At 71.5% G+C, this 15173-nt stretch carries 11 protein-coding genes; 9 read left to right on the top strand and 2 right to left on the bottom strand.

Features of this window, described 5'->3' with window-relative positions:
* Positions 1 to 151: 151 nt before the first annotated feature.
* Positions 152 to 526 carry a hypothetical protein gene (locus tag DDV73_RS17900; RefSeq protein WP_109508630.1) on the bottom strand — a complete coding sequence of 125 codons (375 nt, stop codon included), beginning with the start codon at positions 524 to 526 and terminating at the stop codon, positions 152 to 154.
* 226 nt (positions 527 to 752) lie between these two features.
* Here DDV73_RS17900 and DDV73_RS28025 point away from each other — a divergent pair, with 226 nt between their 5' ends.
* From DDV73_RS28025 to DDV73_RS17920, 5 genes are all read left to right on the top strand, one after another.
* Complete coding sequence (locus tag DDV73_RS28025) at positions 753 to 908, top strand: hypothetical protein (RefSeq protein ID WP_154402801.1); 156 nt, start codon at positions 753 to 755, stop codon at positions 906 to 908.
* Positions 909 to 937: 29 nt separating this feature from the next.
* Complete coding sequence (locus tag DDV73_RS17905; RefSeq protein ID WP_109508631.1) at positions 938 to 3910, top strand: bifunctional [glutamine synthetase] adenylyltransferase/[glutamine synthetase]-adenylyl-L-tyrosine phosphorylase; 2973 nt, start codon at positions 938 to 940, stop codon at positions 3908 to 3910.
* A 7-nt stretch (positions 3911 to 3917) separates the two neighbouring features.
* A complete protein-coding gene (locus DDV73_RS17910) occupies positions 3918 to 6689 on the top strand; it encodes a DEAD/DEAH box helicase (protein WP_109508632.1) in 2772 nt (923 codons plus the stop codon).
* Positions 6690 to 6900: 211 nt separating this feature from the next.
* Positions 6901 to 7611: a hypothetical protein gene (locus DDV73_RS17915; RefSeq protein WP_109508633.1), complete on the top strand. Its 711-nt coding sequence runs from the start codon at positions 6901 to 6903 to the stop codon at positions 7609 to 7611.
* Positions 7612 to 7727: 116 nt separating this feature from the next.
* Positions 7728 to 9182: a PepSY-associated TM helix domain-containing protein gene (locus tag DDV73_RS17920; protein ID WP_109508634.1), complete on the top strand. Its 1455-nt coding sequence runs from the start codon at positions 7728 to 7730 to the stop codon at positions 9180 to 9182.
* A 23-nt stretch (positions 9183 to 9205) separates the two neighbouring features.
* Here the strand turns inward: DDV73_RS17920 and DDV73_RS17925 are convergent, their stop codons facing one another.
* Positions 9206 to 10240 (bottom strand): LacI family DNA-binding transcriptional regulator, encoded by a 1035-nt coding sequence (locus DDV73_RS17925; RefSeq protein WP_109508635.1) that lies wholly within the window; start codon positions 10238 to 10240, stop codon positions 9206 to 9208.
* Positions 10241 to 10422: 182 nt separating this feature from the next.
* Here DDV73_RS17925 and DDV73_RS17930 point away from each other — a divergent pair, with 182 nt between their 5' ends.
* From DDV73_RS17930 to rhaS, 4 genes are read left to right on the top strand one after another with little or no spacing between them, the layout of a single operon-like run.
* A complete protein-coding gene (locus tag DDV73_RS17930) occupies positions 10423 to 11976 on the top strand; it encodes a sugar ABC transporter ATP-binding protein (protein ID WP_109508636.1) in 1554 nt (517 codons plus the stop codon).
* Positions 11973 to 13016 (top strand): ABC transporter permease, encoded by a 1044-nt coding sequence (locus tag DDV73_RS17935; protein WP_109508637.1) that lies wholly within the window; start codon positions 11973 to 11975, stop codon positions 13014 to 13016. The genes DDV73_RS17930 and DDV73_RS17935 overlap by 4 nt, the downstream gene beginning before the upstream one ends.
* Positions 13013 to 14125 carry an ABC transporter permease gene (locus DDV73_RS17940; RefSeq protein ID WP_109508638.1) on the top strand — a complete coding sequence of 371 codons (1113 nt, stop codon included), beginning with the start codon at positions 13013 to 13015 and terminating at the stop codon, positions 14123 to 14125. The genes DDV73_RS17935 and DDV73_RS17940 overlap by 4 nt, the downstream gene beginning before the upstream one ends.
* Positions 14122 to 15147 carry a rhamnose ABC transporter substrate-binding protein gene (rhaS, locus tag DDV73_RS17945; RefSeq protein ID WP_109508639.1) on the top strand — a complete coding sequence of 342 codons (1026 nt, stop codon included), beginning with the start codon at positions 14122 to 14124 and terminating at the stop codon, positions 15145 to 15147. The genes DDV73_RS17940 and rhaS overlap by 4 nt, the downstream gene beginning before the upstream one ends.
* The last annotated feature ends 26 nt before the right edge of the window (positions 15148 to 15173 follow it).

Below are 15173 nucleotides of genomic sequence, written 5' to 3' on the forward strand. Positions count from 1 at the left end.
CGCCACGCTCATGGGCAGCGATCAAAACAGTCCCACCAGCCACACCAGTCACGCCACGCCGACCATCACCCGATCACCTACGCTACGTGGCATTGGGTCGACGCCGGGGCCACAAAGCCCTGGCGCCGACCCGTCCCGGAGTCGGAACAACTCAGTGCACGGTGACGACGAACCGCTTGGCCGGGTCGTTGCCCGGCACGGTGGCCACGACGCGCAGCTTCCGCTCGCCCTTCTGCGACAGGATCAGCCGCAGGTTGTACTTGCCGGTCGACGAGGTCGCCATCGAGGCGCCGCTGATGTTCTGCCATGTGCCGTTGCGCAGCGTCTGCACCTGGACCTTCTTACCGGCGAGGGTGTCGCCGTCGCGGGTGAGTACGCCGGCGACCCGGAAGGTCTCGCCACTGGCGGGCGTCGAGTCGGTGACGCGAGCGGTGATCTGCGCCGGAGCGGCCGCCTCCGCGGCGTACGCCGGGAGGGCGGTGAGGCCCGCGGCGACGACAGCGGCAGCGGTGAGCTTCTTGAACATGGTTGAACTCCTTCGGAGCAGTTGGCACGTCCCCCGTGCCGTGCCGGACTGTCCGGCACCTAAGAGATGCGCGGCCCGCCGGATTGGTTCGGATAGCTAGATAACGGTCTGGTCTCGGCCGCGAGCCTGGTGGCCGCATGCCGCCCGGCGGTACGGGTACTGCACCAGCCATGGGTATCGGAATTGGAATCGTGCTGCTGCCGTCGGCCTCATCTTGGTACTCGGTGTGGTCGACCTGCCGGCTGAGGTGGACGACGTGATCGCGACCAATGCGCTGGGCTGGATCCTGATCGCCGTCGGTGCCCTCGCGATCGTCCTGGCGCTGGTCATCAACGCGCAGCGGTCGCGGGTCACTCATGTCGAGGAGCGGCGCTTCGAGTAGCCGGCCCGGGACGCCGATAATGTTCACGGGTGACCCGTTCGTCTGAGCGCACCGATCTGCTGCGGCTGGGGTTCGTCGACATCGACGCTACCCGCGCCCGGCTCAAGGAGATCGGGGAGGCGGCCGATCCGATCACCGCGATCCTCGGGCGGACGGCCGATCCCGACCACGCGCTCACCGCGCTGTTGAGCCTCGCCGAGCGGGTCAGCGACCGGCAGCGCCTCCTCAGCGCGTTGGCCTCCGACGAGGGTACGGCGATGCGGCTGCTGTCGGTGCTCGGCGCGAGTACGGCGCTGGCCGAGCACCTCACCCGGCACCCCGACCACTGGCTCGAGCTGACCGACCCGCTGCTCGGCTCGACCCGGCCGGCGGCGTACGCCATTCGCGAGGGCCTCCTCAACGCCATCGGCGCCGACCCGCAGGACCCCACGCCGACCGCGACTAGGCCGGACGCGGAGGCGGTCGACGCGCTGCGCGTCGAGTACAACCGGGTGCTGCTCCGGCTCGCCGCCCGCGACATGGCCCACCATCTGGGCGTCGACGACGTCGCCGCCGAGCTGTCCGACCTCGCGGCCGGCACCCTCGACGCGGCCCTCGCGATCGCCCGGGCGCGCGTGGGTGAGGCAGCAAGCACCACAAGGCTCGCGGTGATCGCGATGGGCAAGTGCGGCGGCCACGAGCTCAACTACGTCAGCGACGTGGACGTGATCTTCGTGCACGAGCCCGTCGAAGGCGCCGGCGACGACAAGGCGCTGCGCGCGGCCACCCAGCTCGCGTCCCAGCTGATGGTGGTCTGCTCCGCCCACACCGCCGAGGGCACGATCTGGCCGGTCGACGCGAACCTCCGCCCCGAGGGCAAGGCCGGCCCGCTGACCAGGACCCTGGCCAGCCACCGCGGCTACTACGAGCGCTGGGCCAAGACCTGGGAGTTCCAGGCGCTGCTCAAGGCTCGGCCGGTCGCGGGCGACCTGGAGCTCGGCCGCGCGTACGCCGCGATGGTGGCGCCGATGACCTGGAGCGTCGCCGACCGTGAAGGCTTTGTCGAGGACGTGCAGGCGATGCGGCGCCGGGTGCTCGACCACATCCCCGCCGACCAGGCCGAGCGCCAGCTCAAGCTGGGTGCGGGCGGGCTGCGCGACGTGGAGTTCGCGGTCCAGCTGCTGCAGCTGGTCCACGGCCGCACCGACGAGACCCTGCGTACGCCGACCACGCTGAGCGCGCTGGCCCGGCTGAAGGACGGCGGCTACGTCGGCCGCCAGGACGGCGAGGCGCTGCACAACGCCTACGCGTTCCTCCGCAAGCTCGAGCACCGGATTCAGCTGCACCACCTGCGCCGTACCCATGTCGTGCCCGACAGCGAGGACCAGCTGCGCCGCCTGGGCCGCTCGCTCGGCTACGTCAAGGACCCGGTGGCCGAGCTCGACGAAGCCTGGAAGGAGCACCGGCGCGAGGTCCGCCGGCTGCACGAGAAGCTGTTCTACCGGCCGCTGCTGGCCGCGGTCGCCAAGATCCATGGTGACGACGCCCGGCTCAGCCACGACGCGGCCGAGCAGCGGCTCGCGGCCCTCGGCTTCCACCACCCGGTCGAGGCGCTGCGGCACCTCGAGGCGATGACGACCGGCGTCTCCCGCACCGCCGCGATCCAGCGCACCCTGCTGCCGGCGATGCTCGAGTGGTTCGCCGACGCGCCGGACCCGGATGCTGGCCTGTTCGGCTTCCGCAGGATCAGCGAGACGCTGGGCCGGACGCCGTGGTACCTCCGGATGCTGCGCGACGAGGGCGAGGTCGCCGAGCGGCTGGCCCGGGTGCTGGCGACGTCACGCTTCGCCACCGACCTGCTGGTCCGCGAGCCGCAGGGCGTGAAGCTGCTTGGCGAGGACCTGACCCCGCTCAGCGAGGAGGCGCTGGCCACCGAGATGTCGGCCACCGCGGGCCGGCAGCCGGACGTCGAGGCCGCGGTGCGCGCGGTCCGCGCCGTACGCCGTCGCGAGCTGCTGCGGATCGCGGTCGGCGACCTGCTTGGCCTCACCGACGTCGCCGAGGTCGGCGCCGGGCTGTCGCGGCTGACCGACGCGACCCTGTCGGCGACGCTCGAAGTGACCATGCGGTCGGTCGTCGAGAGCCGATCGCTCAAAGAGCCGCCCACCAGGATGGCGATCGTCGCGATGGGCCGGTACGGCGGCTTCGAGCTGTCCTACGGCAGCGACGCGGACGTGATGTTCGTGCACGACCCGACGCCCGGCGCGGACCAGACCCAGGCGACGGCGTACGCCCAGCAGGTCGCCAACGAACTGCGCCGGCTGCTGAGCCTGCCGGGCAGCGACCCGGCGCTGCTGGTCGACGCCGACCTGCGCCCGGAGGGCAAGCAGGGTCCGCTGGTGCGCACCCTCGACTCGTACGCCAAGTACTACGCGCGCTGGTCGAAGGTGTGGGAGTTCCAGGCGCTGCTGCGCGCCGACGCGCTCGTCGGCGACGACCGACTCTGCGCGGCGTTCGAGGAGCTGATCGACCCGCTGCGGTTCCCCGCGGACGGGATCACCCAGGACGACGTGCTGGAGGTTCGCCGGATCAAGGCCCGCGTCGACAAGGAGCGGCTGCCGCGCGGCGCCGACCCGCACACCCACCTCAAGCTCGGCCGCGGCGGTCTCGCCGATGTCGAGTGGACTGTGCAGCTGCTGCAGATGCAGCACGCCGGCCGGGTCGAGGCGCTCCGCACATCACGCACCCTGGACGCGCTGACCGCCGCTCGCGAGGCCGGGCTGCTGAGCACTAATGACGCCGATGAGCTGGCCGCGGCGTGGCGGCTGGTCAGCCGGATCCGCAACGCGACAATGTTGATCCGCGGCAAGCTTGCCGATCAGCTGCCTCGCGACCACCGCGAGCGCGCTGCGGTCGCCGCCGTACTCGGCTATCCGGCCGAGCAGACAGATCAGATGGTCAACGACTACCGCCGTACCACCCGCCGCGCTCGGGCCGTGGTCGAGCGAGTCTTTTGGGGATAGGAACCACGTGCAACTCGACCCGACCCGTACTCGGCTGCGCCGTCATCAGCGTGAGGCGCTGGACGCACTTGAGAACACCTGGGTCGCGGGCCACAACCGCGCCTGGGTTGTGCTGCCGCCAGGTGCGGGCAAGACCTTGGTCGGCCTGGAGACGGTACGGCGCCGGCTCGCCGGCCGCGCGATCGACAAGGCCGTCGTACTCGGGCCGAACACCGCGATCCAGGGCCAGTGGCTGGCGCAGGCCGAGTCCCGCGGGCTGGCGGCCGGCGCCGCGCGCAGCCTCGACCAGGAGCTGACCGCGCTGACCTACCAGGCGGTCGCGGTCTTCGACCCGGACGCGGAGATCACCGACGATGCCGAGGCGGTCGAGGGCGGTCCGCTGATGGCGCGGCTGCACGACAACGGCCGGGCGCTGGTGGCGGCGCTGCGCGAGGCCGGCCCGATCCTGCTCGTGCTCGACGAGTGCCACCACCTGTTGGAGGTGTGGGGCCAGCTGCTGGCCGAGTTGCTGGACGAGCTCCCGGAGGCGCAGGTGCTCGGCCTGACCGCGACCCCGCCGCAGGCGCTGACGCCGGAGCACGCCCGGCTGGTCCAGGCGCTCTTCGGCGACGTCGTCTACGAGACCTCGATCCCGGCGGTGGTGCGCGAGGGCGACCTGGCGCCGTTCGCCGAGCTGGCCTGGCTGACCACGCCGACCCCGCACGAGGCCGACTGGCTGCGCACCGAGGCCACCCGGTTCCGGGAGCTGACCACCCAGCTCACCGACATCTCGTACGGCTCGGTGCCGTTCCTGACCTGGCTGGACCGTCGCTTCGTGCAGCCGGTCGGCACCGCCCTGAGCTGGGCGACGCTGACCAAGCAGTCACCGGACCTGTGCCGGGCCGCGCTCCGGATGCACCACGCCGAGCTGTTGGACCTGCCCGACGGCGCGCGGATGCTGGAGGAGCATCGCCACGAGCCGACCGCCGACGACTGGGTGGTGCTGGTCGAGGACTGGCTGCGTGAGGGGCTCGGACACAGCGAGGACCCGGACGACGAGGACGTCGTCGCCGCGGTCCGCGGAGCCCTGCCGTCGGTCGGCTACCAGTGGACCCGCCGGGGTATCCGGCGCGGCCGGTCGACCGTGGACCGGGTGCTGGCCCGGTCCCAGTCCAAGGCGGCTGCGGCGGTCGAGATCATCGGCCACGAGGCGGCGACGCTGGGGGAATGGCTGCGGATGCTGGTGCTCTGCGACCACGAGCGGGCGTCGGCAACGCTGCCCACCGACCTGCACGGCGTGATCGACCGGCAGGCCGGCTCCGCGCACGCCATGCTTGAGGCGCTGATCGCCGACCCGACCACCGCACCGCTGCGGCCGCTGCTGGTTACCGGCAGCACCGTCGCCGGTGCCCCGGAGACCCTGGAGCTGTTGGCGAAGGCGGTCGGGGACGACGAGCCGGCGCTCGACGAGCGGTTCGTCGTGGTCCCGGGCGATGACGGCGTGGCTCGCCTGGAAGGCCCGTGGACAAGCCGGACGTGGGTTCGCCACGTGACCCGGTTCTTCGAGGCCGGTACCTCCCAGATTCTGGTCGGCACCCGCGGCCTGCTCGGCGAGGGCTGGGACGCGCGCCGGGTGACCGGGCTGATCGACCTCACCGCCGTCACCACCACGACCGCGGTGGTGCAGACCCGCGGACGGGCGCTGCGGGTGGACCCGCGCTGGCCGGACAAGGTGGCGGTCACCTGGTCCGTGGTCTGCGTGGCGCCGGACCACCCCAAGGGCGAGAACGACTGGCAGCGGCTGGTCCGCAAGCATGCCGGCTTCTACGGCGTCGATGACGACGGCGACGTGGTCGACGGGGTGGCGCACATCGACCCGTTGTTCTCGCCGTACGCCGCTCCGGAGGCGGCCGAGTTCGGCAGCCTCAACGCGGCGATGGTGCTGCGGGCTGCCGACCGGCCGGCGATCCGGGACCGGTGGCGGGTCGGCGAGGAGTACGACGACCTCGCGGCCAGCACGGTCCGGATCGTCCCGCAAAGGCCGAAGACGCTCGGCGACCAAAGCCAGCCGCCGGAGGTGGTGCCGCGCGAGGAGCGACTCGACGTCCGCACCGACGGCCCGCCGCCCTGGCACGCCGGACGCCAGCGGTGGCTGTTGCTGCTGGCGGTCCCGATCACGCTCGCGGTCATCCTCGGCGCACCGTCGCCGCTGCTGGTGCTGGCGATCGTACTCGTGATGCTCGCGGGACTGGTCCGGCTGACCCAGCTCGCCACCCACGGCCGTGAGGTGATCCGGGAGGCAGCGCGGCCACCGAGCGTGCACCGCGTGGCCTGCGCGGTCGCCGACGGGCTGCACGCGGCCGACCTGGTGTCGGCCGGCGCCGAGGCGGTGCACGTGGAGCTCGACCACGAGGGCGAGTACCGGTGCCTGCTGGCCGGCGTACCCGAGGCCGAGTCGGCGACGTACGCCGCGGCGCTGGACGAGGCGGTGTCCCCGATCGCCACCCCGCGCTACGTGCTCCCGCGCTGGGTGGTCAGCGATCGTGACCTCGACTGGCAGCGGGCGGTGCCGGCGGCCCGCGGCCGGGTCGCCGCGGACGGCGTGGTGTGGCACGCCGTACCGTCCGCCCTCGGCAGCAACGCGGGCCGGGCCAAGGCGTACGCGAAGGCGTGGGACCACTGGGTCGGCGGCGGTGACCCGGTCTTCACCGGCTCACCCGAGGGCGAGGGCATCCTCGCGGCGCAGCAGGGCAGCGACCCCTTCGACGTGAGCACCGTGATGCGCCGGCAATGGTCATGACGGGCAGGGGCGCGGGCGGCCCGGCACCGGCCACGTTGGCGGGCGCTGCGGCGGCGCGTCGCGCGCGTGAACGCCGCCGTTGGTTGCGCGCCGTTGGCGCGCGCCGCGGCCAAGCCGCTTGACGCCGCCCGCCAACGCGCCCGGCACCGAACCACCCGCGCACGCGCGACCGAGGCGGCCGAGACCGCCATGATCTGAGAGAATCGCCCGCGTGGACAGGAACGCGGGGGAGTGGCTGCGCTGGTCGCGCGCCGCGATCTTGGCGTTCGTCGCGCTCTTCACCGGCGCCGTCGCGCACGCCTCGGCCGACGGCCTGCTGCCGTCGCTGACCGGCCTCGCGTTCCTCTACGGGTTCACGGTCGTGGTGGCGGCGGTGCTGCTCGGCCGGCCGGCGACCATGGCCCGGATCGTGACGCTGACCGTCGCCGGCCAGGCCGCGATCCACGTCGCGCTGACCGCGACCGCGGGCCACACGGGTGACGCGGGAGCGACCCACCCGGCCGCAGCTCAGACGCCGCTCATCTCGGCCCCGAACCTCGACGAGTCCGGCCGCCGGGTCGGCTCGCTGTGGGACCAGTACGACGCGGTCGAGCCGGTTGCCGCGTCCGGTGGCGTCAACCCGATCGCGCACCTGGTCACCGACCTGTCCGTGCACGCGCCGATGATGGCGGTCCACGTCGTGGCCGCCGCCCTGGTCGGCATCTGGCTGGCGGTCGGCGAGCGCGCGCTCTGGACCGTGCTCGCGCTCACCGCCGGGGTGGTGCTCGCGGCGGTCGTGACCGCCGTCGGCTCGCTCCGGCCGCGTGTGGTACCCGCGGTGCTGCGGGTGGCCGTCCCATGGCGGGACCCGGCGCCACCGCATCTGCGCGCGGTCGCGCGCAGCGTCGTACGCCGCGGGCCACCGCTTCTCCTCGCCGCCTGACCGCTCGCTGAGCAAGGTCAGGCAGACGACCCACCCTGCGATCGCTGGGCGCTGACACGCGCCCGGCGCCGTCGCGCATTCCGGGTGCCGTCCGCACCCCGTCCGAGGAGACCTGAATGACCCTGACCGAAGCGCGCGCCGATGACCGGGCGCGCCCCAAACCGACCAAGTCCGGGTGGTTCCGGGCGTTCTGGCGCTGGCACTTCTACGCCAGCTTCGTGGTCGCTCCGATCCTGTTGATCCTGGCCACGACCGGCCTGATCTACCTGTTCCGGTTCGAGATCGAACCGCTCATGCACGGCGACCTGATGCGGGCCGAGCAGCCGGCCGACATCGATATCAAGCAGCCGTACGCCGCCCAGCTGGCCGCCGTCGAGCGCGCCTACCCCGACGCCAGCGTGGAGGCGATGACCGAGCCCGGGCAGTTCGGCGACAGCACCCGCTTCTCGATCGTCACCGCCGACGGCGAGCCGCGAGACGTCTACGTCAACCCGTGGGGCGCCGAGGTCCTCGGCGACATCAACCCGGACGAGACGCTGTCCGGCTACGCGATCCGGATCCACGGCGAGCTGATGGCCGGCACGTGGGGCGACCGCGTGATCGAGCTCGGCGCCTGCTGGGCGATCGTGATGGCACTGACCGGCTACTACCTGTTCTTCAAGGGCCGCGCCGCCCGGCTCCGGCGCAGCGCGGCGCGCGCTGCCGGCGCGGCGCTCACCAAGTGGCACGCGTGGGTCGGCGCCGTGATCGGCGTCGGGCTGCTCGGCCTGCTGGTCACCGGGCTGCCATGGACCGGGTTCTGGGGCGAGAAGGCGCAGAGCATCGCGACCGACAACGGCCAGTCCTTCTGGAGCGTCGATCCCGGCGCGGCTTCGGACCCGACCTCGACCCTCGACGAGTCGCTGCCGCACAGCCACGCCCACGAGGTGCCGTGGGCGCAGGGCGGCATCGAGGTCCCGGAGTCGCAGGGTGACGCGGGCAAGCACGGCAACAACGTCGCCAACGTCGACACCGCGATCGAGGTAGCCGAGGGCGAGGGGCTGCGGCACCCGATGACGGTCACCATCCCGGGCGGCACCGGCGCCGGGCACGGTGGGCACGGCGGCGGTAGCGGCGACGGCGTGTACTCCGTGATCGGCTACGCCTTCGACGCGCCGTCCGAGGAGAAGACCGTGCACGTCGACCAGTACGGCGGCCAGACGGTTGCGACGTACGGCTTCGACGACTACCCGATGCTTGCGAAGGTGGTCTCCCAGGGCATCGGTCTGCATGAGGGCCGGTCGTTCGGGCTGTGGTCGTTCTGGGGCGCGGCGCTGATGTGCCTGGCGGTCATCTTCGCCTGTGTCAGCGGCCCGCTGATGTGGTGGAAGCGCCGGCCCTCCGGCTCACCGTCGGTCGGTGCCCCGCGCGGCCGGCTGCCGCTGCGCGCCTCGCCGGTGCTCCTGGTCGGCCTGGTCGCGCTGGGCCTCTTCCTGCCGCTGTTCGGGCTGTCGCTGCTGCTGGTGCTGGCCTTCGACCAGCTCGTGCTGCGCCGGGTTCCGGCGCTCGGGGAGTGGTTCAACGTCAGCTGACGGTCGTTCGGCGCTCGACCTAGCTAGCCGCTGGTCGAGCGCCGGACGACGAGCTCGGGTTCGAGTACGACGTGGCGCACTCGCGTGTCGGGCTCGTCGATGACCTCCAGCAGGATCTGCGCAGCCCGCCGGCCCAGTTCCTCGCGCGGCTGGCGGATCGACGAGAGCGGGATGGCCGCGGAGGCGGCGAAGTCGATGTCGTCGTACCCGATCAGTGCGACCTCGTCGGGCACGCTGACCTTGGCGAGGGTGAGCGCCTGGAGTACGCCGAGTGCCACCAGGTCGTTGGCCGCGAAGACGGCGTCCGGTCGCTCGTCGGCAGGCAGCTGCAGCAGGGTGTCCGCGGCCTGACGGCCGGCCCGGGCGTCCATCGCCTCGGTCTCGACGAAGCGGATCGTGGCATCGGCGTGCGACTCGACGGCCTCGCGGGCCGCGGTCCAGCGGTCGCGCACCTGGGCGAGCGAGCCGGGGCCGCCGATGAAGACCAGCCGGCGCCGGCCGACGTCGAGCAGGTGCTCGGCGGCGAGCCGGCCGCCCATCCGGTCGTCGACGGAGACCGAGGAGAACTCCCGGGATCCGGTCTTGCGGTCGACCAGTACGACGGCGACGCCGCGGTCGCGCAGCTGGCGCAGGCGGGTGAGCACTCGGCCCACCGGGGTGATCAGCATGCCGTCGACGCGCTGCTCGCCGAAGAGGTCGAGGTGCGAGGCCTCGCGGCTGGGGTCCTGGGCCGAGTTGGCCAGGATCAGTGGCCGCCGCTGCTCGGCCAGCTCGGTCTCGACGCTGTGGGCGACATCGGTGAAGAACGGGTTGGCGACGTCGAGGACGACCATCGCGATCGCCCGGTTGCGGCCGGCCCGGAGCTGTCGGGCGGCGTCGTTGCGGACGAAGCCGAGCTCGTCGATGACCTGCAGGATCCGCGCCTTGGTGGCCGGCAGCACCTTCTCCGGACGGTTGAGCACGTTGGACACCGTGCCGACCGACACGTTGGCGGCCGCTGCCACGTCGGTCACCGACACGCGCCGCCCGTTGCGTGCATCGGGGTCATGCCGGGGCATCGCTGACTCCTGCCTGCCTCTTGGTCGGTTCCGGCTCACTGTATCCCCAAGGTCGGCCCCGATCGGGGACTCGTTGAAATGTTTCAACGAGTTGGCTCTCAAGCCTTGACCCGTGTGGCGGGCGTCACCTAACGTGGCACGCGATTGAAACCTTTCAATCGCAATCGTCGACAGGAGCAGCGATGGCCGAGGCCGCCAGTGGGCACCCGCCGATCCTCGAGCTGAGCGAGGTCGCCAAGAGCTTCGGTCCGGTCCTCGCGCTACGGTCCGGCCGGCTCGAGGTCGGCCCCGGGTCGATCCACGCCCTAGTCGGCGAGAACGGCGCCGGCAAGTCGACGCTGGTCAAGGTCATCGCCGGCGTGTACCGACGCGACGGCGGCGGGTTCCGCTTCCGCGGCGCCGACGTCGACTTCGGCTCGACCGGAGAGTCCAAGAACGCCGGCATCGCGGTGATCTACCAGGAGCCGACACTCTTCCCGGACCTCTCGGTCACCGAGAACATCTTCATGGGCCGACAGCCGACCAGGTCGGGCCGCCGGATCGACTACCCGGCGATGTACGCCGAGGCAGAGCGGATCTTCGGACGGCTCGGGGTCGCGATCGACCCGCGGCGGATCGCCGACGGCCTCTCGATCGCCGACCAGCAGATCATCGAGATCGCCAAGGCGATCTCGCTCGACGCGACCCTGCTGGTGATGGACGAGCCGACCGCCGCACTGAGCAGCGTCGAGGCCGAGCGGCTCTTCACGATCGCCCGCGCGCTGCGCGACGAGGGCCGGGCGGTGGTCTTCATCTCGCACCGGCTCGAGGAGGTCTTCGGCCTCTGCGACACCGTGACCGTGATGCGCGACGGCGCTTACGTCGGAACCCGAGCGATCGCCGAGACCAGTACCGACGAGGTCGTCTCGCTGATGGTGGGTCGCGAGGTGGCCGACCTGTTCCCGAAGGCGGAAGCGGCGATCGGTGACGTCGTACTCGAGGTCGACGGTCTGACGGCCGCAGGCGAGTTCCACGACATCGGCCTCACCGTCCGGGCCGGCGAGATCGTCGGGCTGGCCGGACTGGTCGGAGCCGGCCGCAGCGAGATCGCCCGCGCGGTCTTCGGCGTCGATGGGTACGACGCCGGCTCGGTGAGGATGAACGGTGTACCGGTACCGCCCCGCAGCCCACGCGCCTCGATCCGGGCGGGAATGGCACTGGTCCCCGAGGACCGTCGTCAGCAGGGGCTGGTCATCGACCAGTCGGTCGCGCGGAACGTCTCTGCCGCGATCCGCGGGCGGCTCACCACGCTCGGCCTGCTCCTTGGCCGCGCGGAGAACAGGGTGGCCGCGCCGTGGGCAGGCCGGCTCGAGGTCAAGACCAGTGCGCTGGACATGGACGCCAGCACGATGAGCGGCGGCAACCAGCAGAAGGTCGCGATCGCCAAGTGGCTGGCCACCGAGCCGAAGCTGCTGATCATTGACGAGCCCACCCGTGGCATCGACGTCGGCACCAAGAGCGAGGTCCACCGGCTGCTCTCCGACCTGGCCGGCCGGGGGATGGCGGTGCTGATGATCAGCTCCGAGCTGCAGGAGGTGCTCGGCATGGCCGACCGCGTGTACGTCGTCTGCGAGGGGCGGATCACCGCCGAGCTCGGCCGCGACGAAGCCACCCCGGATGCCGTGATGCACGCCGCCACCCACGTCGGCGGCCATCTCGCCGGAGCCACCCACGCCGACGAGAAGGTGCTCGCATGACCGACCTGCTGGTCCGCCCGACGAGTGAGTCCGCGAGGCAGCGGCTCGTGAAAGGCGCGCTGCGCTCCCGCGAGATCGCGGTCTTCGTGATCCTGGTCGCGCTGATCGCGGTGGCGACCGTGCGCAGCCCGAACTTCCTCGTCGGCAGCGACGGCTGGCGCGACCTGCTGGTCACGCCGTCGATCCTGCTGCTGCTCGCCATCGGCCAGACGGTCGTGATCATCACCCGCAACGTCGACCTGTCGGTCGGCTCGACGGTCGGCCTGACCGCCTATCTGGTCGGCCGGCTCTTCGTCGACCAGCCCGGCATCCCGATCGTCGTGGTGGCGCTGATCGGGATGCTGTTCGGGGCGGCGCTCGGCCTGGTCAACGGCGTACTCGTCGCGTTCGGCCGGGTGCCGGCGCTGGTGGTGACGCTCGGCACGATGTACATCTACCGCGGCGTCTTCCTCGAGTGGGCAGGCAGCGACCGGATCAACGCGGGCGACATGCCCTCGGGCTTCCTCCGGCTCGGCACCGAGCAGTTCCTGACCATCCCGGTGCTGACGCTGGTCGCGCTGGTGATGCTGGTGATCGTCGGCTACTGCCTGCGCTCACTGCGCTGGGGCCGCGAGCTCTACGCGATCGGGTCCGACCCGGCCGCCGCCCGGCTCTACGGCCTGCCGGTGACCAGGCGGGTGCTGGGCGCGTTCGTGATCTGCGGGGCGCTCGCCGGCCTCGCCGGCGTCTTCTACGCCGCCCGCTACGGCACCGTCAGCTCCGGCGCCGGCCGCAACCTTGAGCTCGAGGCGGTCGCGGCCGCGGTGATCGGCGGGGTCGCGATCTTCGGTGGCAGCGGCACCGTCTGGGGCGCCGCGATCGGCGCCTTCCTGCTCGTCACCATCGACCGGGTGCTGCCGATCCTCGGCATCCCGGACTTCTGGCAGCGCGCGGTCGTCGGTGGCCTGATCATCGGCGCGGTCGCGCTCGACCGGGTCCTCTCGCTGAGACGGGAACGACAGCTGCGACAAGCACGCGACGACGCGAGGAGCGGCTCATGAGCACGAGCACCGTCGGACATGCCGTCGACGAGCGCACCTACGCGGCGTACTCCCGTCCGCTGTGGTGGCGGGTGGTGATGACCCGCGAGTTCGCGATGATCGTCCTCCTCGGGGTCGTCTACCTCTGGGCGACCGGCAACGTCGCCAGCTTCGACGGTCCGCTCGCCCTGTACTACCTGTTCCTCGACATCGCACCGATCCTGATGATCGCGCTGCCGATGACGCTGATCATCATCACCGGCGAGATCGATCTGTCGGTGGCCAGCACGATGGGCCTGTCGAGCGTGCTGGTCGGCATCTTCCACGCCGACCTCGGCCTCTCGATCCCGGCGGCAGCGGTCTGCGCGCTGGCCATCGGTACCGCCTGCGGAGCGCTCAACGGCGTCCTGGTCGGGTACGTCGGGCTCCCGTCGCTCGCGGTCACCATCGGCAGCCTGGCGCTGTTCCGCGGCATCGCGGGCGGCCTGCTGGGCACCGAGGCGATCACCGACTACCCGGAGCAATGGACGGACCTGGCCAAGGAGCGGCTGTTCGGCCCCGTCGAGGGCGGCTACTCGGGCGGCTGGCTGGGTCCGGTCACCGAGCCGGCGAGCTACCCGCTGGTGCTGGTCCCGATCGTGGTGCTGGCCGTGGTCTTCGGCGTGCTCCTGCACGCCACGAGCTTCGGCCGCGGCATCTACGAGATCGGCCTCAACGAGCAGGCCGCGAAGTTCTCCGGCGTCGACGTGGCCCGCACCAAGCTGCTGCTGTTCGCGATAGCCGGCGCGGTGTCGGCGTTCGCCGGCGTCTACTACACGCTGCGCTTCGGCAGCGCGCGCGGCGACAACGCCGAGTTCCTGGAGCTCCAGGTGATCGCCGCGGTACTGCTCGGCGGAGTGTCGATCTTCGGCGGCCGCGGCGCGCTGCCCGGCGTACTGGCCGGCGTGCTCCTGATCGGGATCGTCTCCAGCGCCCTGCGCCTGGAGGACGTGTCCAGCAACGTCATCAACATCGTGATCGGAGTGCTGCTTGTGCTCTCCGTGATCTCCACCAGCTTGCTCGCCTGGATCTCGGGTCTCCGGGTGGCGAGGACCAAGTCCGATCACCCAACGAAAGGTAATCAACGATGAAGTTCCAGAGCCGGCGGGTCGCCGTACTGACGGCGGTCACGCTCCTAGCAGGTATGGGACTCACCGCGTGCGGGGGAGACGACGACGGCGGGTCCGGCGGCGGCGGGGGCAGCGCCGAGATCACGCTGCTGCCGAAGAACCTCGGCAACCCGTACTTCGACGCCAGCCGCACCGGCGCGGAGAAGGCGGCCGGTGAGTTCGACGGTGAGGTGACCGAGGTCGGACCCGACCAGGCCGCGCCCGACGCCCAGGTGTCTTACATCAACACCGCCGCGCAGCAGGGCGTCGGTGCGCTGGTCGTCTCGGCCAACGACCCTACCGCGATCTGCGACGCCCTCAACGAGGCCCGCGACGCCGGCGTCAAGGTGGTCACCTTCGACTCCGACACCGACCCGGAGTGCCGCGACGTCTTCGTCAACCAGGCCGACGCCCAGGGCATCGCCAAGGCGCAGGTCGACCTGATCGCCGAGCAGATCGGCGACAAGGGCAAGGTCGCGATCCTCAGTGCCGCCGCCAACGCGACCAACCAGAACGCCTGGATCAAGCTGATGGAGGAGGAGATCGCGGCCAACCACCCGAACATCGAGCTCGTCGACACCGTGTACGGCGACGACGACGACCAGAAGTCCTTCGACGAGACCGCCGCGCTGCTGTCTCGCTACTCCGACCTCGCGGGCATCATCTCGCCGACCACCGTCGGCATCGCGGCCGCGGCGCGCTACCTGTCGACCTCGGAGCAGAAGGGCAAGGTCGCCCTCACGGGCCTCGGTACACCGGACCAGATGCGCGCCTACATCAAGGACGGCACCGTCACCTCGTTCGCGCTGTGGAACCCCGAGGACCTCGGCTACCTCGCGGCGTACACGGCCGAGGCGCTGATCAACGACGACATCACCGGCGAGGAGGGCGACACCTTCGAGGCAGGCGAGCTCGGTGAGTACACCGTGGGCGCCGACGGCGGCGTCCTGCTCGGCGAGCCGTTCGTGTTCGACGAGACCAACATCGACGACTTCAACTTCTGAGTCGTCTCCGCCCACAGGAACGAGAG

Source organism: Nocardioides speluncae (assembly GCF_003121585.1).
Classification (GTDB): domain Bacteria; phylum Actinomycetota; class Actinomycetes; order Propionibacteriales; family Nocardioidaceae; genus Nocardioides; species Nocardioides speluncae.